Source organism: Porphyromonas sp. oral taxon 279 str. F0450 (assembly GCF_000292995.1).
Taxonomy (GTDB): domain Bacteria; phylum Bacteroidota; class Bacteroidia; order Bacteroidales; family Porphyromonadaceae; genus Porphyromonas; species Porphyromonas pasteri.
The window spans coordinates 57,462-78,668 of sequence record NZ_ALKJ01000033.1; the positions used below are offsets into that span (position 1 = coordinate 57,462).

13 protein-coding genes are annotated in these 21,207 nt (G+C 57.7%); 9 read left to right on the forward strand and 4 right to left on the reverse strand.

Annotated features, from left to right (window positions below):
• Positions 1–224: 224 nt before the first annotated feature.
• Positions 225–2,483 carry a glycoside hydrolase family 20 protein gene (locus HMPREF1323_RS07495; protein ID WP_044124215.1) on the reverse strand — a complete coding sequence of 753 codons (2,259 nt, stop codon included), beginning with the start codon at positions 2,481–2,483 and terminating at the stop codon, positions 225–227.
• Positions 2,484–2,952: 469 nt separating this feature from the next.
• Between HMPREF1323_RS07495 and HMPREF1323_RS07500 the strand changes: the two genes are divergently transcribed.
• Genes HMPREF1323_RS07500 through HMPREF1323_RS07510 form a run of 3 tightly spaced genes read left to right on the forward strand, consistent with a single transcriptional unit; the run spans position 2,953 to position 5,754 of the window.
• On the forward strand, positions 2,953–3,945 hold the full coding sequence (locus HMPREF1323_RS07500) for a lipopolysaccharide kinase InaA family protein (protein WP_009433550.1): 993 nt from the start codon (positions 2,953–2,955) through the stop codon (positions 3,943–3,945).
• 3 nt (positions 3,946–3,948) lie between these two features.
• Positions 3,949–5,496: a GH3 auxin-responsive promoter family protein gene (locus HMPREF1323_RS07505; protein WP_009433509.1), complete on the forward strand. Its 1,548-nt coding sequence runs from the start codon at positions 3,949–3,951 to the stop codon at positions 5,494–5,496.
• Positions 5,497–5,511: 15 nt separating this feature from the next.
• Positions 5,512–5,754, forward strand: a complete 243-nt coding sequence (locus HMPREF1323_RS07510) for a hypothetical protein (protein ID WP_009433522.1) — start codon at positions 5,512–5,514, stop codon at positions 5,752–5,754.
• Positions 5,755–5,842: 88 nt separating this feature from the next.
• On the opposite strand, the gene feoB is transcribed toward HMPREF1323_RS07510, so the two are convergent.
• The 3 genes from feoB to HMPREF1323_RS07525 form a co-directional block, all read right to left on the reverse strand.
• Positions 5,843–7,990: a ferrous iron transport protein B gene (gene feoB, locus HMPREF1323_RS07515; protein WP_009433507.1), complete on the reverse strand. Its 2,148-nt coding sequence runs from the start codon at positions 7,988–7,990 to the stop codon at positions 5,843–5,845.
• Positions 7,971–8,966: a metal-dependent transcriptional regulator gene (locus tag HMPREF1323_RS07520; protein ID WP_009433511.1), complete on the reverse strand. Its 996-nt coding sequence runs from the start codon at positions 8,964–8,966 to the stop codon at positions 7,971–7,973. Before HMPREF1323_RS07520 ends, feoB begins: the two co-directional genes overlap by 20 nt.
• A 153-nt stretch (positions 8,967–9,119) precedes the next feature.
• Positions 9,120–9,983: a sigma-70 family RNA polymerase sigma factor gene (locus HMPREF1323_RS07525; protein ID WP_009433515.1), complete on the reverse strand. Its 864-nt coding sequence runs from the start codon at positions 9,981–9,983 to the stop codon at positions 9,120–9,122.
• Between the two features lie 964 nt (positions 9,984–10,947).
• Here HMPREF1323_RS07525 and HMPREF1323_RS07530 point away from each other — a divergent pair.
• The 6 genes from HMPREF1323_RS07530 (at position 10,948) to nrdG (ending at position 21,129) form a co-directional block, all read left to right on the forward strand.
• Complete coding sequence (locus HMPREF1323_RS07530) at positions 10,948–12,381, forward strand: TolC family protein (protein WP_044124216.1); 1,434 nt, start codon at positions 10,948–10,950, stop codon at positions 12,379–12,381.
• Positions 12,382–12,435: 54 nt separating this feature from the next.
• A complete protein-coding gene (locus HMPREF1323_RS07535; protein WP_009433551.1) occupies positions 12,436–13,470 on the forward strand; it encodes an efflux RND transporter periplasmic adaptor subunit in 1,035 nt (344 codons plus the stop codon).
• A gap of 18 nt (positions 13,471–13,488) precedes the next feature.
• Positions 13,489–16,638, forward strand: a complete 3,150-nt coding sequence (locus HMPREF1323_RS07540) for an efflux RND transporter permease subunit (RefSeq protein WP_009433501.1) — start codon at positions 13,489–13,491, stop codon at positions 16,636–16,638.
• 15 nt (positions 16,639–16,653) lie between these two features.
• Complete coding sequence (locus HMPREF1323_RS07545; RefSeq protein WP_009433506.1) at positions 16,654–16,983, forward strand: PG0541 family transporter-associated protein; 330 nt, start codon at positions 16,654–16,656, stop codon at positions 16,981–16,983.
• A 1,121-nt stretch (positions 16,984–18,104) separates the two neighbouring features.
• On the forward strand, positions 18,105–20,507 hold the full coding sequence (locus HMPREF1323_RS07550) for an anaerobic ribonucleoside triphosphate reductase (RefSeq protein WP_009433565.1): 2,403 nt from the start codon (positions 18,105–18,107) through the stop codon (positions 20,505–20,507).
• Between the two features lie 112 nt (positions 20,508–20,619).
• On the forward strand, positions 20,620–21,129 hold the full coding sequence (gene nrdG / locus HMPREF1323_RS07555; protein WP_009433573.1) for an anaerobic ribonucleoside-triphosphate reductase activating protein: 510 nt from the start codon (positions 20,620–20,622) through the stop codon (positions 21,127–21,129).
• Positions 21,130–21,207: the final 78 nt, after the last annotated feature.

The window sequence follows — 21,207 nt, forward strand, 5'->3', positions numbered from 1 at the left end:
TGCTGTGGAATGCCCGTTCTCCGTCTGGATCCACGGGCGCATACTTGGCACAAAGTTATTAACTTTTCCCTACTTATTGGAGAGTAGGCTTATCGCTTAGCGGTAGGAGGGAGGTCGATGAGGAGAGAGGGCCTATACGAGCCGTCCCCAGATGAGCGGTATCTCGCTCGTCTGGGGACGGTGTCATATATATTATGGTATAGCCGCTGTGGCTACTGAGAGGCTTAGTGCACGATGATCTCGTCGCAGAAGATGAAGTGACCAGCCGAGCGGTTGTTGCTTGCCTTCACGCGGACGTAGCGCGCACGCTCCTTCATCGGGAAGGAGAAGGTCTCGAAGACGGGCTTATAGATGTCCTCAGAGGTGAGTGTCTTCTGGCGAGCTACGCTACGGAAGTTCACGCCGTCGTCACTCAGGAGGATCTCTACATCACCGGGCATGTAGACCCACTGGACGCGCTCCTGCATGAACTTGGCGAAGATGTGGCTGAGCTCCGTCACGGTACCGAGGTCGATCGTCACGTCCATAGGTGAGGTGAAGCCCTGCCAGCGACCATCGAGGTAGGTGGGCGTACCACGCACGCCATCGATGAGGGCGCGTGAGCCACCTGCGGTGTAGCGCTCATTCCACGTGCAGTCGTTGTAGGTGATCTTCTTGCCTATAGCCTTGTGGTAGTCGGTGCGGAAGGAGATCATAGGGGCAGCATCGATCATCTTGTCGCCCTCGAAGAGGCGGGCTTTGACGATGAGGGAGTCGCGTGAGGTAAGAGGCGTACCCGTGTAGCGAGGCGAGCGAGCTGTGGGCTCTGTGCCGTCCGTCGTGTAGCGAATGTCGGCTGTGGGGCGCTCACTGTCAAGGCTTACAGAGACGAGGTGCTTCACGGTGTCGACCTCATTGATGGCGGCGATACGGCGCAGAGGGTAGACGTTGATGCCACGCTTCTTGAGTGCAGGGACGTGGTAGTTCACACGCGTCAGGAAGTTCTTATAGTCACGATCCTGCTGGGGCGTCCATGCAACTTCCGAGAGTGCCAGGATACGGGGGAAGAGCATGTATTCGGCATGGGGCTCATCGAGGACGTACTCCGTCCAGAGGTTGGCCTGCACACCGAGGACGTGCTTGGTCTCGGCAGGCGTCAGCTCCTTAGGTACGGGGTTGTACGAATAGATCTTCTCCAGAGGGATGAAGCCGCCATTGGCGCGGGGCTCGTGATCGGACTCACGCTGATAGAGGTCCAGATAGACGTGGCTATTGGGGGTGAGGATGACATCGTGGCCTTCCTTGGCAGCCTGGATAGCGCCCTCTTCGCCCCGCCAGCTCATGACCGTAGCGTCGGGAGCGAGACCACCCATGAGGATCTCATCCCAGCCGATGAGCTTGCGCCCCTTGCTGTTGAGGTACTTCTCGATACGGCGGATCATATAGCTCTGGAGCGCGTGGTCGTCCTTGAGTCCTTCGCTCTTCATGCGTGCCTGACACTTGGCGCACTTGCTCCAGTGCTGCATCGTGGCTTCGTCACCACCGATGTGGATGTACTTCGAGGGGAAGATCGCCATGACTTCGTCGAGGATATCTTCGAAGAACTTGAAGGTCTTCTCATTCCCGATACATACGTCGGAGTTCTCGAAGGCCCATTCGTTGAGACAGCTTAGCTCGGGATAAGCAGCGAAGATCTCGTTGCTATGTCCCGGGAGTTCGATCTCGGGGATGACCGTGATGCCGAGTCGGGTAGCGTGGTTGAGTACGGCATGGATGTCCTCCAGGCTGTAGTAGCCGCCGTAGCTCCCAGGGGTGCCTTCGTCGACAAAGCGGCGATCCTTCTGCCACCACTGGTCCCAGTCACTAACTGTGCGGAAGGCGGCCTTCTTCGTCAAGAGGGGGTACTTCTTCGAGGGGAAGCGCCAGCCACCACCGTCGACGAGGTGCCAGTGGAAGCGGTTGAGCTTATAGCGAGCCATCTCATCCAAGAGACGGATGATCATATCGCGGTTCATGAAGTGACGCGAGACGTCGAGCATCACACCGCGATAGGCCAGGCGTGCTGAGTCAGTGATGGTGAGGTAGGGTAGGGCTCCTCCGTACTGCTGGGTGATCTGCAGGAGGGACTGCGTACCCTGTCGGAGACCCGCTTCATCACGGGCAGTGAGGGTGATACCCTGCTTGCCGATCTCGAGGCGGTAGCCTTCGAGGCCTGGGACGGAGGCATCGAGACGGGTCGTGATGAGACCCTTCATGCGGCCCTTGGAAGCGGTCGTGGTGAAGGACTGCTTCTTGAGTCCGTCGCTGAGGGAGGCAGGTGCTCCAGCGGAGAGACGGAGGATACGGGGCAGACGGAGCGTGCCCGTGCCATAGGTGACGCTTACGGGGCGTGGGATGAGCTGAAGGCTATCCACAGCGGCCTCAGCCTGAGTCGCGAAGAGGCTCGTCAGGGAGAGGGACAAGGCGAGTGCCGTAGAGCGTAAGCCCTGGGTAGTCATTCGCATAGTGCTGTCGTATGTAACTATTTAGAGGGTGAAGATATTCGTGTATCTACAAAGATAGCTCTTCCATAGTGCCCTGCAATAATAGGGAGTGGTGGTAACCTATATTGCTTTGCGCTCCGACCTATATAGCTTTGTGAAGCGACCTCTATTAGGTTGTCGCTCCACGTAGGGATAAAAGTTGCGGACGAGTGGTAGATAAGTTTGGACTACGTACGTGGCTCTAATATCTACGTACGTGGATATTTGGATTTACGTACCTGGTCTTTAAGACTACGTGCGTAGACAGAGGAAAAGCACTACGTTATGGCGCTTTTCCCTTCACGAGAAGGACACTTTTCCCTCCGCTGAATAAGAGGAATACTCGCGATAAGGCGAAGGGCTTCTCGCGCTCCAAGCAATGGGCGGGGATAGTTTGTATCTTTGCTACTGAACCACGGCGAAGGTCTTCGCCCCTAATGATACGAAAGATTTGCTCCGATATCACAGCGTCGTCCCCGAGGGTGAGGCCCTTCTGCCCCAGCTCCTCGGCTATATTCACCTCCACGAAGGGGGGAGCAGCGAGCTCCCTCCAGCGGTGCATATCACCGAGATCTACCGCGGGCGCAATGTCCTCTATCGTGTCGAGTGCCCCGAGGGGGACTTCACGATCAAGCACTTCGGGCGCTTGGCGCTCCTGCGTCGCCTCTACTACGGCTGGACGAACTCCAGTAAGGCACGGCGCTCCCTGCTGAATGCCGTACAGCTCTCGGCCTATGGTATTGCTACCCCCGAGCCTATCGGCTATGCCGAAGAGCGGAGCGCACTGGGTGGTCTTGAGGACAGCTATTACGTCACGCGCTACCTCGCCTTCACGGGGGCCAACCTTCAGCATGAGGCTCGCTCGGGTGAGGTCAATGAGTCGCTGACGCGTGCGCTGGCTACTTTCCTCGCCGAGCTCCACGAGTGTGGTATCGTACATGAAGATCTCTCGCCAGGGAATATCCCCTATATATATGATCGCGCGAAGGAGGAGTACACGTTCATGCTCGTCGACCTGAACCGCATGCACTTCACCGCTACTCCGCTGAGCCTGCGTGCAAGCATTCGCAATCTCGATCGCCTCTTCGCCCATCCGCGTGCTACCGAAGCTCTCGGTCGTGCCTATGCTGAGGCGCGAGGCTGGGATCCTGCTGTGGTGCAGCCTGCCCTCGAGGCGGCCTGCGATAGCTTCTGGCTTCACCGCCTACCGAAGCTGGCACTGCGCTATGCCCAGCGCGCCGAAGGGATGAGCGCCCCCACCTTCCTCCGTCACTACAATGCTTATCTCCGCTGGCGTCGCCTGCGTCATCTCTGCCCCATCGGGAGCTGGCAGCGTGCACTCCATACCCGCGAGTCGGCCTTCTATACCCGCTATCTCGAGGTAGAGGACGTGCGCCGTGCACTCGCCAAGCGTGAGAACTATCCCCATACCCCCCTCTCTTAGTCTATGGATCTCAAGACCAGTCTCGTCTATCAGGTTGCGAAGCTTCGTCTACGCCGTATCGAGCAGTATGCTACACGTGCCGAAGAGCTTCAAGCTGAGCAGCTCCGCCATATCCTCGCCCGTGCAGCCCGCACTGACTTCGGGCGCCGCTATGGACTTACCCGCAAGACTACGTACAGCTCCTACTGCACCGATGTGCCCATCGTAGACTACGAGGGGCTGAAGGACGATATCGAGCGTATGACCCGTGGCGAGCGTGATGTCCTCGTGCCTGGGTCTTGCCAGTGGTTCGCCAAGTCCAGCGGTACGACGAGCGACCGCAGTAAGTACATCCCCGTACCCTATCTCCATCTGCAGGACTGCCACTATCGTGGTGGGAGCGATGCGCTGTGGATCTATCTGAGGAACTATCCCGACTCCCGCTTCTTCTCGACGAAGGGGCTCGTCCTCGGGGGGAGTCACAGTCCTATGCCCCTGAGTGGAGGCAAGACTTTCTCGGGTGACCTCAGTGCCATCCTCGTCGAGCACATGCCACTTCTCGGAGATATGCTCCGTGTGCCTTCGCGCGAGACGCTCCTGATGAGCGAGTGGACTGCGAAGATGCAGGCCATCGTGCAGGAGGTCGCCACCGCACGTGTGGGGAGTCTCTCGGGTGTGCCTTCGTGGATGCTCGTCCTACTGAAGGAGGTGCTCCAAGCTACGGGGCGCGAGTCGATCACCGAAGTATGGCCCGACCTGGAGGTCTTCTTCCACGGGGGGATTAGCTTCACTCCCTACCGCAGCACCTACGCCGAACTTATCCCCTCTGAGCGTATGCGCTACGAGGAGACATACAATGCCAGTGAAGGCTTCTTCGCTATCCAGGATGACCCAGCTGAGGCGGGGATGCTCCTGATGCTGGACTATGGGATCTTCTACGAGTTCATCCCGCTGGATGAGCTACCCGCCTCGGGTGACTACTCGAGCTGTCGTGCCCTCCGTCTGGAGGAGGTCGAGCTCGGGCGTGACTACGCCATGGTCATCTCGAGCTTAGGTGGCCTCTACCGCTACATCATCGGCGATACGGTGCGCTTCACCTCGCTCCACCCCTACCGCATCGTCATCACGGGCCGCACGAAGCACTTCATCAATGCCTTTGGCGAGGAGGTGATGGTCGCCAATACCGATGCGGCACTGAGCGAAGCCTGCCGTCGTGATGGCCGTGCACGCGTGAGCGAATACACGGCTGCGCCACGCTTCTTCCTCGACGAAGGGAAGGGTCGCCATGAGTGGCTCATTGAGTTTGAGGAGCCTCCTCGTGACCTCGCGACATTTACCTCCGACCTTGATACTGCTCTGCGCGCACTGAACTCCGACTACGATGCTAAGCGCTATGAGGATATGACGCTCCTTCCGCTCACGGTAGACGTTGCTCCGAAGGGACTCTTCCACCGCTGGCTCGAGAGCGAAGGCAAGCTCGGTGGGCAGCACAAGGTGCCACGTCTCTCCAACAGCCGTCACTACCTCGAGGCACTCCTTGCCCTCGTCACGCCTTCTTCCACCGAACTTTAATCTTCCCTCAGCAGTATGAAGTCGATCAAGCTCCGCGTCCTTCTACTCCTCCTCTATCTCGTCGTCCTCGGGGTGTACCTCTATCCCAAGGGTGCATCACTCTCGGATCCCGCAGGCGTGCAGTGGCTCGCTGTCATGGGCGGTACGCTGCTGGTCATCGTCCTGCTCTTCCTCGTGCTGCGCTATCGCGAGCGACGCCGTGATCATGCCGAGTACGGCTATTACCCCAAGGACGAAAAGGATAAGACGGAGCGCTAACCCCCTCCGATCCATCGTATAAGATAAAGGCTGAGCCCTCCCACAGTGGGAGGGCTCAGCCTTTATCTTATGGAGTCGTGATGCCCGTCTACGAGAGGAAGCGCCAGAGACCAGCCACGATGACCGTCGTGATGATCCCGAGGCCGAGGGGAAGGAGCACCGAGAGGAGCGTCCAGCGAATGCTGTGGGTCTCCTTGTAGATCGTGTAGATCGTGGTGCTACAAGGGTGGTGCAGGAGGCAGAAGAGCATCATACAGACACCCGTCATGAGCGTCCAGCCACCACTCTGTAGGATAGCGAAGGTCTCTGCATCGCCGCCCTCCATCAGCACGCCAGCATCGCCCCCAGCATTGCCGATGACCAGCGTCGTCAGCATCAGCACTGTGGGTATGACGACCTCATTTGCGGGGATAGCCAGCAGGTAAGCCAGCAGGATCACGCCATTGAGCCCCATGAAGTAGCCCGGCGTGTCGAGTAGGCGGATGAGGTGCGCTGCCACGCTCTCACCACCGATATGCACATTACACGTCAGCCAGATGAGGGCTCCAGCAGGAGCGGAAAAGACGAGGGCACGCCAGAGGACGATAAGTGTGCGGTCGATGACCGAGGTATAGAGTGTACGCCAGAACTGCGGTGGACGGTAGGGCGGTAGCTCGAGGTGGAAGGTCGATACTTCGCCTCGCAGCACGGTGTGAGAGAGTACCCATGAGGAGGCGAACATGACCCCGATACCCAGCAAGACGATGGTGAGTACCGCACCGATGCTTGCCAGTCCAGCGTAGGCCGTCGGCACGGCAGCCCCGATGAAGAGCGAGGCTAAGAGGATCTGTGTAGGCCAGCGCCCATTACACACCGAGAAGTTATTCGTGATGATAGCGATGAGGCGCTCGCGCTCACTGTCGATGATACGGGTAGAGACGACGCCAGCAGCATTACAGCCAAAGCCCATGCTCATCGTGAGGGCCTGCTTGCCGTGGGCGCCACTGCGACGGAAGAGTTCGTCGAGATTGAAGGCGACACGGGGGAGATACCCGAAGTCCTCGAGGAGGGTGAAGAGCGGGAAGAATATCGCCATCGGCGGGAGCATCACCGAGACGACCCATACCATGGAGAGGTACACGCCGTCGATGAGGAAGCCCGTCAGCCACCAGGGACTGCCCCAGCCAGCGAGTGTGGTCTTGAGGAAGGGATGGAGCGTCCCGACGAGGACATTGCTGAGGAGTGAGGAGGGATAGTTCGAGCCGATGATCGTGAGCCAGAAGACACCACCCAGCAGGAGCAGCATGATGGGGAATCCCCACAGGCGGCTGGTGAGGATCCTATCCAGCCGCACGTCGAGTGGTAGACGGCCTGAGGCATAGGCCTGCACGACGACCTCGGAGCAGATACGATAGGCATCCGCATAGATCGCTTCGGTGAGCTGGTCGTGGAAATTCTCCCCGATCTCGATATGCACGCGACGGGCTAAGTCGAGTAGCTCAGGCTTGTCGAAGCGGCTGATGATCGAGGGATCTTCCTCGATGAGGCGGTAGGCTACCCAGCGACTATTTGGTACGGTGGGGTAGAGCCTCTGTATCTCGGCCTCGAGCGTGCTGATGGTTTGCTCGGTGCGCTCGGGTAGGCGGCTCTTGCGGTAGGGCGTGCAGGGGATCTCGCCGAGGGCTACACCACGTACCGTCGAGAGAAGCGTGTCGATGCCCTTCCCTGAGCGTGCACTCGCCCCGACGACGGGGATGCCGAGGCGACGGGAGAGGCCGTTGAGGTCGATCTCGATCTTGTTGCGCCGTGCCTCATCGAGGAGGTTGACGCAGAGCACGGCCTTGTCGGTGATCTGGAGCACCTGCAGGAGGAGGTTCATATTGCGCTCCAGGCGGGTCGCATCCGCTACGACGACCGTCACGTCGGGGCGTGAGAAGAGGATGAAGTCACGTGCGATCTCCTCATCCTCCGACGTGGAGGATAGGGAGTACGTGCCAGGGAGGTCGATGATGGTATATACGTCGCCGGCGTAGGCGAACGACCCCTCGGCCTTACCTACGGTCTTGCCGGGCCAGTTGCCCGTGTGCTGCTTGAGGCCGGTGAGGGCGTTGAAGACGGTGCTCTTCCCCGTGTTGGGGTTCCCCGCCAGAGCGATGGTGAAGCGCGCATCCTCGGTGTGCTCGCCACGGCGCTGCAGGGTAGAGGCGGGGCAGGCGGCGCAAGAGGCGCAGGCGGAGTTATTCGGTTGCTGATGCATGGGGACGTTGGATGAGGATGTATCGGGCCTGATCATGGCGTAGAGCGATAGCGGCTCCACGCACGATATAAGCCGTGGGATTGCCTAAGGGACTGTGCATATCGATGCGGATCGAGCTGCCACGTACGAAGCCGAGGTCCATGAGACGGCGGCGCATAGCTCCGCGGCAGGAGGGGGAGAGGCCGAGGATCGTGGCCTCTACACCCTCGGGTAGTCGGGTCAGACGTATCGTGTCTTCGGAGTGGCTCTCCTTCAGCTCTTCTTCCTTGGCGGGGCGAAGGGTAAGAGCCACAAAGGCGAAGGTCGGGAGCTCTAAGGCTTCTCCCTCGTAGTAGATCTGTGAGCGGGCACTCTCGAGGCGATCGAGTCGGAAGAGAGAGTCACGTGTCAGCCCTGCGTCGATGAGTAGGCGGAAGCTCTCGGGCTCGTCGTCCTCGATGTGCTCGACGTAGTACCACTGACCTTCTGTTAGCTCTTCGATGGAGAGGCTGTGCGGGATAGCAGGCTCGGTACCTTGGCTCGTGGGGATGGGGTCGCCGTGTGGGTCGAAGAGCGGATTGCCCAGTAGGCGAGCGATACGCTCGTGCTCACGCTCGGTGAGCTTATGCTCCTCGGCGTGGGCGATGCGGTGCCAGTCCTCGGGGACATAGCCCGAGTGCTCGGCGAGATAGAGCTCGTAGAGGCGGTGGGCACGTGTCAGCTCGAGGGCACGCTGTCGGCCCGCTTCGGTGAGGCGCAGGGCTCCAGGCTCGGTGAGTCCCTCGCGTTCCAGCTCACGCTGTAGGGCTTCGAGTTGCTCGGGTGAGAGGTGCAGGTCGCGCGAGGTGAGGCGGTCGGGAGCCTTACCTGTGCTCTTCTCGTGGTCGTAGAGCTGCTTGAGGAGATCCTCCGCCTCGGTCTTGCGCGTGAGGCGCTCGGGCAGGAGGTGCAGACGCTGGAGGTAGCTGACCAGATCGAATGTACGGCGTCGCTTCATAGATCTTGGTATGAGGAGGAGTGCCCTGTGATGTGGGGCAACGAATGGTCTAAAAAGAAGAATGGCTACGCACGAGAGCCCGTGCGTAGCCATATAGATGGGCGCCTTGCTTCTCCTGCCTTAGGGGAGATGGGCGGAGGCGGATGTGAGGCGTTAGCCTAAGTAGGGCTTGAGGGAGGCGCAGAAGCTCTCCTGACGCAGACGGCGGATAGCCTTCTCCTTGATCTGACGGACACGCTCGCGAGTGAGGCCGAACTTCAGACCGATCTCCTCGAGGGTCATCTCCTGACCACCACCGATACCGAAGAAGAGCTTGACGATCTCAGCTTCGCGCTCGGAGAGGTTCATCAGTACCTGATCGATTTCCTTCGAGAGGGACTCGTTCATCAGGGTGCGGTCTGCGTTGGGGGCATCTTCGTTGACGAGCACGTCAAGGAGGCTATTGTCCTCACCATCGACGAAGGGAGCGTCTACGGAGATATGGCGACCAGATACCTTGAGGGTATCGGTGATCTTGTCTTCGGGGATGCCGAGCTCCTTAGCGAGCTCCTCGCTGGAGGGCTTACGCTCGTTCTCTTGCTCGAACTTTGATAGGGCCTTGGTGATCTTGTTCAGCGTACCGACCTGGTTGAGTGGCAGGCGGACGATACGGGCTTGCTCTGCGAGCGCCTGCAGGATGGACTGACGGATCCACCATACGGCGTAGGAGATGAACTTAAAGCCTCGGGTCTCATCGAACTTCTCTGCGGCCTTGATCAGCCCGAGGTTGCCCTCGTTGATCAAGTCAGGCAGGGAGAGCCCTTGGTTTTGGTACTGCTTAGCTACTGATACGACGAAGCGGAGGTTGGCACGGGTCATCTTGTCAAGAGCCTTGCGGTCGCCACGCTTGATGGCCTGGGCAAGCTCTACCTCTTCTTCGATAGTGATCAGTTCTTCTCGGCCGATCTCCTGGAGGTAGCGGTCCAGGGACTGGCTCTCTCTATTAGTAATCGACTTCGAAATCTTTAGCTGTCTCATTCTTCTACTTCTTAATTGTCCGGCTCAGTCTGCTCATCGCCTCTCCTGCATGTGGAGTAGGGGACAAGACGACGAAGCCCACGTGGCCCGCTCGGGGGAGTGTAGCACGTGCGACGGTTTACTATTCCTACTTATGCTTGCGAAGTCCGTGAAGCACTCATGGCATCCTATTCCTATCTCTATAATATATGGTGCTCCCTGTGTTGTCTTCAGTGGGGCACACCGACCTTACGAGTCCCGTGTCGTAGGGATGGATGGTGGAGCGCATCAAGGCATGCGCGCACGACACCCGAGAGAGCATCGTGCACCTAATCAACTACAAAGATACCACATTTGTTTTATTTTGTGATGAGATTTCCAGGGGCTCCGCATCAAAGTACGCTCCTCATCAGCAGGTCGTATTCCTCTTATCCAGCGGAGGGAAAAGTGTCCTTCTCGCGAAGAAAAAAGCACATTCCCGTAGTGGTATTCTTCTATCTATGTACGTAGTCTTAAAGACCAGGCACGTTAGTCCAAATATCCACGTACGTAGATATTAGATCCACGTACGTAGCCCAAGCTTATCTGCCATTCGTCCACAACTTTTATCCCTACGCGGAGCAACAGTCTCATATTGGTCAGTGGGTGGATCTATATAGGTTCGCTGGCTGACCTATATAGATTCGTCGGGCGACCAATATAGGTCCACCCACTGACCCATATAGGTTCATATCACCCCCCTCGATGAAGTGGTGCTACCACCCTTCCGGAGCTAAGGTGGATGACACTATGGGAGGGTAGGGAGATCTTGCGCTTGGATGGGCTCGATGCTGCTGCGGGGAAATGGGCGGATGTTGTACCATATTACGCTAAGAATAGTTCATTCTTCGCTATTTGTATCTTTGTGTGAACGAACGTATCTCCCCTGTGTTGTGAAGGAGAAGTGCACCTCGTGTATGCGCGAGGACCTATTATTATATAATGTATGAGTAAGATAAATTCCCCGAAGCTTTGGCAGCCCAGTATGTGGGCCTTAGCACTCGGGATCATTGCCCTGCCTGCGACGCTACAGGCGCAAGATAAGTCCGCTGAGACGGAGATGATCATCACCAAGGATCAGCTCTCCCTCACGCTCAATGATGCTGTACGCATCGCTCTGGAGAAGAGCCCTACGCTACAAGCTACCCTCCTCGGTATTGACGGGGCGAAGTATGATCAGAAGAAGAATCGTGGCTCACTCCTGCCGAAGGTCAGCCTCTCGAGCTCCTATAGCTATATGCTCAAGAAGCAGAAGGTCTACTTCGGTGATATGGGCGGCTCGGGCTCTCCCATGGGGGGCTTCTTCCCCGATGACGGGATCGAGATGGGGCAGACGCACTCTCTGCAGGGCGGTGTCAATGCGGGTATGGCGCTCATCGCTCCGCAGCTCTGGGCTTCACTCAAGCTGGATAAGGAGGCCGTGGCGCTGGCCGAAGAGAAGGCACACGGCTCGAAGATCGATCTGGTGGCTGAGGTGAAGAAGGCGTATATGGCTGTACTCCTCGCACAGGAATCCCTACGCGTGCTGGAGGCGAACTATGCCAATGCACAGGCCAACTATAAGGATATCGCAAATAAGTACCAGCACGGGCTCGTCGCTGAGTACGACAAGATCCGAATGGAGACGCAGATGAAGAACGTCCTGCCGAATGTCGTGGCAGCACGTACCGCCGTGCGTCTTGCTGAGGCGAAGCTGAAGGTCGTCATGGGAGTGCCTCTCGAGACCCCCATCACGGTCACCGAGCATCTGGCCGACTACAAGGATCGTGTCTATCAGCACCTCCCTACCGAGAGTGCTGCGATCTCGCTACAAGACAATAGCACGCTGCGTCAGCTCGACCGCCAGGGTCGCCAGCTTGATGCTGCACTCCACGTCAAGCGCATGGCCTATATGCCGACGCTCTCGCTGAGCTTTACCTATCAGTATAGCTTTGCTTCGGATAAATTCCATCTGGACGACCGCAAGCGCTGGAGCCCCTTCTCTACTATAGGCCTCTCGCTCGACGTGCCTATATATAATGGTGGTGCGCGTGGCAATGATGTCCGCTCCACCGAGGTTCAGATCCGTCAGCTGGCAGCTCAGCGTGTGGCTGCAGAGAGCCAGCTTCGTCTCGGGCTGATGAATAGCGTGAGTGAGCAGAAGACTGCCCTCGAGCAGTTCGTCTCCGCGCAGGACGCCGTGGCTACGGCAGAGCGTGGTCATAGTATCGCTGAGGTACGCTACAAGAGCGGTGCGGGTACCCTGCTTGAGCTGAATGATGCCGAGACCGCCCTCCTGCAAGCTCGTCTCAACTACAGTCAGGCCATCTACAACTATATGGTCGCTGTCTACTCCCTCGATGCTCTCAAGGGCGAGGGCCTTCCTGTGGAAGTGAAGTAACATCCCTTCCTTCCCTTTTTTCCATTATACAAACTATAAGAATAAGATAAGAAGATGATCTCGCAGAAGACCATTAAGACCCTGAGCCTTGCCCTCTTGAGTGCTGGGCTCCTCGCCAGCTGCTCCTCCTCGTCCTCGAGTAAGGCTACCGAAGAGCAGAGTGCTGACACCGTTCGCCTCGTCGAGGTAGCTACCGCAGAGATGCGTGCGCTGAACCTCTCGGAGGAGTTCACCGCCCAGCTCGAAGCTAAGGTGGTCAATAACATCACCGCGCAGGCTGGCGGTCGCCTCAAGCAGCTCCTCGTCAAGGTCGGTGACCGCGTAGGCGCTGGTCAGGCCGTGGCTCGCATGGAGGCTACGCAGGCATCACAAGCACAGATCCAGCTCGCTGACGCTAAGACGAACTTCGCCCGTATGGACGAGCTCTATAAGGTCGGTGGCGTGTCAAAGGCGCAGTGGGAGCAGGCTAAGAGCGCTGTCGATCAGGCGAAGCTCGCCTACGGCAACGCTGCGGAGAACACCGTGCTGCGTAGCCCCATCAGTGGCTTCGTCACGGCGAAGAACTACGACAATGGGGATATGACTTCTCCCCAGCTCCCTGTCGTCGTCATCCAGCAGATCGCACCCGTCAAGGCTGTCATCGGTGTCTCCGAGCAGTACTACTCTTACCTGAAGAAGGGCGCAGCAGCGACCCTCTCCGTCGATGCCCTCGGCGAAGAGACCTTCAGCGGTGTCGTCACGAATATCTTCCCCACGCTTGACCCCGTCACGCATACGGTATCTACCGAGATCGAGGTGGCGAACAAGGATCTCAAGCTCCGCCCAGGGATGTATGCCCGTGTGCACCTTGACTTCGGTACGAAGGAAGCCCTCACCGTACCCGACAAGGCTATCGTCCGTCAGGCTGGTAGCGGTGCACGCTATGTCTATGTCTTCTCTGCTGGCAAGGCCGTCTACCGTGCGGTAGAGCTTGGTCAACAGCAGGGGGATCTCTATGAGGTCGTCAGCGGGCTCAATGCTGGAGATCAGGTCATCATCTCTGCGCCCTCTAACCTCAAGAACGGGCTCTCTGTCAAGCTCCGTAAGTAATTCAGCTAAGCGTCTGCTATGAGTATTTACGAAACCGCCGTACGGAAGCCCATCACTACCGCCCTGATCTATGTGGCGATAGCGGTACTTGGGCTCTTCGCACTCTCTCGACTCTCCGTCGAGCTGATGCCGAAGACCGAGACGACCAACGTCATGGTCGTCACCTCCTATCCCGGTGCCAGCGCCGCGGATATCGAGACGAATATCTCCAAGCCCCTTGAGAACTCGCTCAATGGTATTGACCGTCTCAAGCATATTACCTCGAAGAGTCAGGATAATTCCTCGGTCATCACGCTGGAGTTCCGCGCTGGTACTGCCATCGCGGAGGCTACGAATGATATCCGTGACAAGCTCGATGCGATCTCGGATTACCTGCCTGCGGGGGCTAAGAAGCCGACAATCTTTAAGTTCAGCACGAGCTCGATCCCTGTGGCCATCCTCTCGGTCGAGTCCGAGGAGAGTGCCTCTGGGCTGTCGAAGCTCTTGGAAGACCGTGTCAGCAACCGCCTGCAGCGTATCGATGGCGTCGGTACGGTGAATATCTCCGGTGCCTCTAAGCGCGTCGTGCAGGTCTACTGTGACCCCACGAAGCTCGAGGCTTACCACCTCACTCTGGCGCAGATCTCCCAGCTCATCGGTGCGGAGAATGTGAACATCCCTGCGGGGCAGATTGACCTCGGCTCGCGTACCAACTCCATCCGTGTGCAGGGGGAATTCACCGATCCTATGCAGCTCGGCTCGATCATCGTGACGAGTGTCGGCGGGAAGGACATCTATCTGCGCGACGTCGCTGAGATCAAGGATACCGTCGGGGAGCGCCGGCAGGAGAACTTCGTCAATGGGAAGAGCGGTGCTATCGTCATGATCACGAAGCAGGAAGGCTCGAACTCTGTCGAGATCGCCCGCCAGATCCGTGCTGCCCTTCCCGAGATCCAGCAAAACCTCCCCTCGGACGTCAAGATCGGCTATCTCATCGATACCTCGAGCTTCATCGTCAATACGATCGATTCGCTCCAAGAGACCATCATCATCACCTTCGTGATCGTGGTGCTCGTCGTCCTCTTCTTCCTCGGGCGCTGGCGTGCTACCTTCATCATCGTCCTCACGATCCCGATATCGCTCGTCGCCTCGTTCATCTACCTCCTCGTCTCGGGGAACTCGCTGAACGTCATATCGCTCTCCTCGCTCTCCATCGCCATCGGTATGGTAGTCGACGACGCTATCGTGGTACTGGAGAACGTCACGACGCACATTGAGCGCGGGAGCTATCCCAAGCAAGCTGCCGTACATGCTACCAATGAGGTCGGTATCTCGGTCGTCGCCTCTACGCTGACGATGCTCGCCGTCTTCCTGCCGCTGACGATGATGCCCGGCGAAGCTGGGCTGATGTTCCGCCAGCTGGGGTGGAGTATCAGTATCGTGATGATCGTCTCTACGGCAGCGGCACTCTCGCTGACTCCGATGCTCACCTCGCAGCTCCTGAAGCGCAATGAGAAGAAGAGCCGACTGTCCGAGAAGATCTTCGCTCCTATCAATGCCTTCCTCGGTAAGCTGGATGCGCTCTATGCTCACCTCTTGGGCTGGGCCGTCCGTCACCGCCGTGCGACTGTGGCTATCGCCTTCGGGATCTTCGCTCTCAGTCTTGCGAGCCTCACCTTCATCAAGACCTCGTACATGCCGAAGCAGGATGTGGGCTTCATCGAGGTTACGGCCGAGCTCCCCGTCGGTACCCGTGTCGATGAGACGCGTCGTCTGAGCCTCGACCTCGACAAGCGTATGCGTGAGGAGATCCCCGCCATCCAGACCGCATCCATGACGGTAGGGCAGGCTGGTGACGGCGACTCTTGGTCGCTCATACAGGACAATGGCTCCAATATCATCTCGGGCTACATCGGTCTGCGTCCCCGCTCTGAGCGTACGCTCTCACAGGACGAAGTGTCTGATAAGCTCCGTAAGCTCCTCGCCTCCTACCCCGAACTATCTTCGTATAGTGTGACGACGGGCGGAGGTGCCAACGGTAATAATACAAGTGGCGTCACGCTCGAGATCTATGGTCAGGACTTCTCCGAGACCGATACCTATGCGCGTCAGCTCCGTGAGGAGATGGAGAAGAGTAGCACGACCTCGGGTGTCACCATCAGCCGTAAGGACTACGTCCCTGAGATTCGCTTCGTCTTCGACCGCCAGAAGCTCGCCGAGAACGGGCTGAACTTAGCCTCGGCATCCTCCTATCTGCGCTCTGCTGTCAATGGGACCATCGCTTCGTACTTTCGTGAGGATGGGAATGAGTATGATATCCGTGTCAGCCTCGCTCCTGGGGCGCGTCAGTCTCTGCAAGACCTCTCCAGCCTGCAGGTCTATACGCCTCAGGGTAAGACTCTTCGCCTCTCTGATCTGGGGCATATTGACGAAGCCTTCACGCCTCCTACTATCGAGCGTAAGGACCGTAGCCGTGTCATCACGCTCTCCCTCACACCTACGCCTGGCGTCCAGCTGAGTGAGCTTGTCGGGAAGCTCAACGAAGTCCTCGCCGCTCACCCCGTACCCTCGGGCAATGTGAGCTACAAGATCACGGGGGCTTACGAGAGCCAGCAGGAGACCTTCGGCGACCTCACGACGCTGATGCTTCTGATCATCATGCTCGTCTTCATCGTGATGGCAGCACAGTTTGAGAGCCTTGTTGACCCCTTCGTCATCATGTTCTCCGTGCCATTTGCCTTCTCGGGTGTCTTCCTCGGCCTTCTGATCACGCAGGTGCCACTTGACACGATGTCGTTCATCGGTCTGATCATGCTCATCGGTATCGTGGTGAAGAATGGTATCGTGCTCATCGACTACATCCGTCTGTGCCGTGAGCGTGGTATGGGCATCGCTAAGGCCGTGACGACCTCCGGTAAGTCCCGTCTGCGCCCTGTGCTCATGACGACGGCTACGACCGTCCTCGGTATGGTGCCTATGGCCCTCGGTATCGGTGAAGGCTCTGAGATGTGGCAGTCGATGGGTATCACAGTCGCTTGGGGGCTCTCGATCTCCACGCTGGTGACCCTCGTCCTCATCCCCACGCTTTACGCTGCTCTCGAAGCTCGTCGTATTGTCCGTGAGCGCAAGAAGCTCGAGAAGAAGCTCGCTACGCGCGCCGCAGAGAAGGCGCTTGCTGCCAAACACTAATCCCCCCACCACGCTATGGATAAGTATCAAATGTTCGCCCCCGAGCAGCCGATGAAGACCGTCTTCATCACCTACAATCAGGCCTATCACGATATCATCGTGCGCCTGCTCACTAAGATGAGCCTCCGTGGTTACACCTCCTTCGAGCGGGCTCAGGGCCGTGGCTCGAAGACGGGGGAGCCGCATATCGGTGACCACGCTTGGCCTACGATGAACTCGGTGATGTACGTCATCGCTCCCGAGACACGTGTCCCCGAGCTGCTGGAGCGCCTGCGTGCGCTGGACGAAGCGACGCCTGACCAAGGACTTCGCGCCTTCGTCTGGGCTGTCGAAGCGATGATTTAAGTTCGCCTCTTCGGCAGGCTACGGCCTCGCTTCCTTCCCTTTCTTACGGTATACGCCCCGCGCTGTGATCGTCCGATCCAGCGCGGGGCGTGTCGTATATATATGGATGGGAGAGGGGCGGCTATTAGAGCTTGCAGCTTCGCTTCTATGGAGAGGGAAGAGACTGTTGCTGCGAGTCCTGTCCGCTATTTATTCTGCTAAGGCATCGGCGCCCAGCTCCCCGATATGCCTCTCCGAAGTGATACACAAGCCCTTTTCCTTACTGAGAGTATTCTTCTTATCCAGCGGAGGGAAAAGCATCGTTCTCGTGAAGAAAAAAGCGCCTTCACGTAGTAGTTTTTCCATATCCATGCACGTAGTCTTAAAGACCAGGTACGTCAATCCAAATATCCACGTACGTAGATATTAGATCCACGTACGTAGTCCAAACTTATCTGCCACTCGTCCGCAACTTTTATCCCTACGCGGAGCAACAACCCAATATAGGTCACTTCACAAAGCTATATAGGAATCAGTCTAAAGCTATATAGCTTTCTTCGCCATCCTATATAGCTCTGCCCGCGTACTCCTATACCTATTATGAAATCAGTACTGGTCACTCGTGTGAGCAGTACTGGTACGATAGGGTGAGTAGTACTGGTTTGCTTGCTGACCAGTAGTAGTCGCCTTTTTGATCTGTGGAGGTGTGGCTATGATGCTGTGGTATAGCCTGTTGTTTTGCTGAGGAGATGGCGGGGATTTCACTCCCGATATAAGTTGCCTCTTGGGGGGCTTGAGGAACTTGTGAATAGGGGCTACGTTTTCCACCTTCGGCGGGTGGATATTTTTTGTCCCGAAGAGTCAAAAAAACTTTCCCTCGATCTTAATTTCGAAAGATAATTTAACCGATCGGTGTACAACTACTGATTGATGTCGCGAGCAATACCCCGATGCTTAGCGGGCTGTAGAGGTTGTGGATAACTTTTCCCTTCGGATGTGTGTAACCCTATGGATAAATGCATACATTTGTCCCAGTACCCGACGTTGCTCCCCCCGAAGAGATCAATCGCCTTGATCAGGGAGGAAGAAAGGGTCGGCCAACCACAACCTAACTACACAACTACACAACTACTTAAGATCCTATGGGACAAGAGTCGATTTACATCCTCAAGCGGGATGGAAGTCAGCAACCTTATGATGGCGAGAAGATCCGCAGTGCCGTCGATAAGGCCTTCCGTGCGGCAGGCCTCATCGATGAAGAAGGCTATGCTCTCCGTATCGAGTCACTCATCCAGACAGAGCTCTGTCATCGCAATGCTCAGGTCGCCGTCGAGGAGATCCAAGACCGTGTCGAGGCTGAGCTGATGAACCTCGCGCCTCAGGTCGCCAAGAAGTACATCATCTATCGTGAGTGGCGCACCGTCCAGCGTGAGAAGCGCACGACCCTCAAGCGCACTATGGATGGTATCGTCTCCATCGAGAAGAATGATATCAATCTGGGCAATGCGAATATGAGTGCCTACACGCCCTCGGGGCAGATGATGACCTTCGCCTCTGAGGTGACTAAGGACTATGCGATGAAGTACCTCCTCTCGGCGCCCTTCGCTCGTGCTCACGCTGCGGGAGATATTCACATCCACGACTTAGACTACTATCCTACGAAGACCGCTACGTGCGTGCAGTACGACCTGGCGGATCTCTTCGAGCGAGGCTTCCACACGAAGAATGGGAGCATCCGTACCCCACAGAATATCCAGAGCTACGCCACACTCGCGACGATCGTCTTCCAGACGAATCAGAACGAGGAGCACGGCGGGCAGGCTATCCCAGCCTTCGACTTCTTCATGGCCCCTGGCGTGCGTAAGACCTTTATCCGTCAGCTCGCCGACCGCCTCCTCTATGCGCATAGTCTCCTCTCGGGGAGAAGCCTCACGGATGAGGAGCGTAAGGGCTTCGTCGAAGCACTCCGTGGCCTCGAGCCCCCTCTCGCTCATACCGATGCTGCAGCCGAAGCTCTCGCTGCCGGCCTTGAGCGTATCGGCTGTCAGCTCCCCGCTACGGCCGTGCGTCTTGCCCTCGAAGAAGCCTATCAGCGCACCAAGCGCGAGACCCATCAGGCGATGGAGGGCTTCGTGCACAACCTCAATACCATGCACTCGCGTGGTGGTAATCAGGTCGTCTTCAGCTCGGTCAACTATGGTACCGACACCTCCGAAGAGGGGCGTATGGTCATCCGTGAGCTCCTCGCTGCTACCGTCGAGGGCTTAGGCCAGGGCGAGGTGCCTATCTTCCCCATCCAGATCTTCAAGGTAAAGGAGGGCGTGAACTACTCCGAGGCTGACTATGCGAAGGCACAGGCAGACTTCGCTGGTGCGCTGGCGGGGAAGTATACCTTCGAGACGCCGAACTTCGACCTCCTGCTCTTGGCGTGTAAGACGACGTCGCACGCTCTCTTCCCGAACTTTGTCTTCCTCGATACGCCCTTCAACCAGCATGAGCTCTGGCGCGCCGATGACCCGAAGCGCTACCTGCATGAGATCGCTACTATGGGCTGCCGCACGCGCGTCTTCGAGAATGTCTGCGGGCCCAAGACCTCTGTTGGGCGTGGGAACCTCTCCTTCACGACGATGAATCTGCCCCGACTGGCTATCGAAGCCTCTCGCCGTGCCCAGCGTGAGCTCCCTACGGCTCCTGTGGAGCAGCAGCAGGAGCGTGCAAGGGTACTCTTCCTCGAGTCGGTGCGTGAGATGGCTACCTTCATCGGTGACCAGCTGCATGAGCGCTACCTCTACCAGCGCTCGGCCTTAGCTCGTCAGTTCCCCTTCATGATGGGTAATGACGTGTGGAAGGGTGGTGCAGCCCTCGCTCCACAGGACGAAGTGGGCTCGGTCTTCGACAGCGGCACCCTCGGTATCGGCTTCATCGGCGGGCATAATGCGATGATGGCTCTCTATGGTGAGGGCCATGGACGCAGCGACCGCTCTTGGCAGACGCTCTATGATGCCGTGCAGGTGATTAACGAAGTCGTGCGCGAATACAAGCAGAAGTACCACCTCAACTACTCTGTCCTTGCTACTCCTGCCGAAGGTCTCTCGGGGCGCTTCACCCGCATGGACCGCAAGCGCTACGGCATCATCCCTGGGGTCAATGACCTCGACTACTATGTGAACTCCTTCCACGTCGACGTGCGCGAAGAGATCGGTATGCACGACAAGATCCGTCGTGAAGCGCCCTTCCATGCGATCACGCTCGGTGGGCATATCAGCTATATCGAGCTCGATGGCGAGGCGAAGAAGAATGTCTCCGTCATCCTCAAGCTCGTCAAGACGATGAAGGATACGGGTATCGGCTACGGCTCGATCAACCACCCCGTAGATACGTGTCAGGACTGTGGCTATCGTGGGATCATCTACGATAAGTGCCCCGTCTGTACCAGCGATCGCATCGCTCGTCTGCGTCGCATCACGGGCTATCTCACCGGTAGCCTCGAGAGCTGGAACTCTGCTAAGCAGGCAGAGGAACACGACCGCGTGAAGCATCACTGATCCTCCCAACTCATACTATTAAGCAGCTGACGAAGAGCCTGGGTCCCGAGGCGGCTCCCCGCCGACGGACTCCAGGCTTCGTCTTATCCATCCCACTCCTCACCCCGTCTCCGTGCGCCTCCTCAACGTCTATCGTGAGAGTATCAGTGATGGCCCAGGCCTTCGCTACTCAATCTATCTGGCTGGTTGCCGCCACGCTTGCCCGGGATGTCACAATCCCGAGAGCTGGTCGGCCGAGGCGGGTATTCCCCTTACCGAGGAGGTGCTCAGCGATATGATCACGGAGATACGGGGCAATTCTCTCCTGGACGGCATCACCGTCTCTGGGGGAGATCCCTTCTATGATCCCACAGCTCTTACTACGCTCTTAGCACGCCTACGACGTGAGACGGGGCTGTCGATCTGGTGCTACACGGGCTATACGGTGGAGTACCTCCTGCAGTCAGAGGCGCATCGCCCCGCGCTGGAGTTCATCGATGTGCTCGTCGATGGCCCCTTCGTCCAGAGCCTTCTTGACCCGCGTCTCTACTTCCGTGGTAGTCGCAATCAGCGGCTGGTGCATATCGATCACAGTGTACCCCTGTCCGAGGCGGCACTCTCGTTCCTCGATGATGCCTTCTGAGGCGCACTCTTGCTGTCTCAAGCCTTCTCCTTATCTTTATATCTCACGGGGGCTTCCCCTGCTGACACATCCACTTAC

Bases quoted from the DNA above. Each gene is read 5' to 3' on its own strand.
- HMPREF1323_RS07495 (WP_044124215.1), bottom strand. From the start codon at position 2,483: ATGCGAATGACTACCCAGGGCTTACGCTCTACGGCACTCGCCTTGTCC.
- HMPREF1323_RS07505 (WP_009433509.1), top strand. From the start codon at position 3,949: ATGGATCTCAAGACCAGTCTCGTCTATCAGGTTGCGAAGCTTCGTCTA.
- HMPREF1323_RS07510 (WP_009433522.1), top strand. From the start codon at position 5,512: ATGAAGTCGATCAAGCTCCGCGTCCTTCTACTCCTCCTCTATCTCGTC.
- feoB (WP_009433507.1), bottom strand. From the start codon at position 7,990: ATGCATCAGCAACCGAATAACTCCGCCTGCGCCTCTTGCGCCGCCTGC.
- HMPREF1323_RS07520 (WP_009433511.1), bottom strand. From the start codon at position 8,966: ATGAAGCGACGCCGTACATTCGATCTGGTCAGCTACCTCCAGCGTCTG.
- HMPREF1323_RS07525 (WP_009433515.1), bottom strand. From the start codon at position 9,983: ATGAGACAGCTAAAGATTTCGAAGTCGATTACTAATAGAGAGAGCCAG.
- HMPREF1323_RS07530 (WP_044124216.1), top strand. From the start codon at position 10,948: ATGAGTAAGATAAATTCCCCGAAGCTTTGGCAGCCCAGTATGTGGGCC.
- HMPREF1323_RS07535 (WP_009433551.1), top strand. From the start codon at position 12,436: ATGATCTCGCAGAAGACCATTAAGACCCTGAGCCTTGCCCTCTTGAGT.
- HMPREF1323_RS07540 (WP_009433501.1), top strand. From the start codon at position 13,489: ATGAGTATTTACGAAACCGCCGTACGGAAGCCCATCACTACCGCCCTG.
- HMPREF1323_RS07545 (WP_009433506.1), top strand. From the start codon at position 16,654: ATGGATAAGTATCAAATGTTCGCCCCCGAGCAGCCGATGAAGACCGTC.
- HMPREF1323_RS07550 (WP_009433565.1), top strand. From the start codon at position 18,105: ATGGGACAAGAGTCGATTTACATCCTCAAGCGGGATGGAAGTCAGCAA.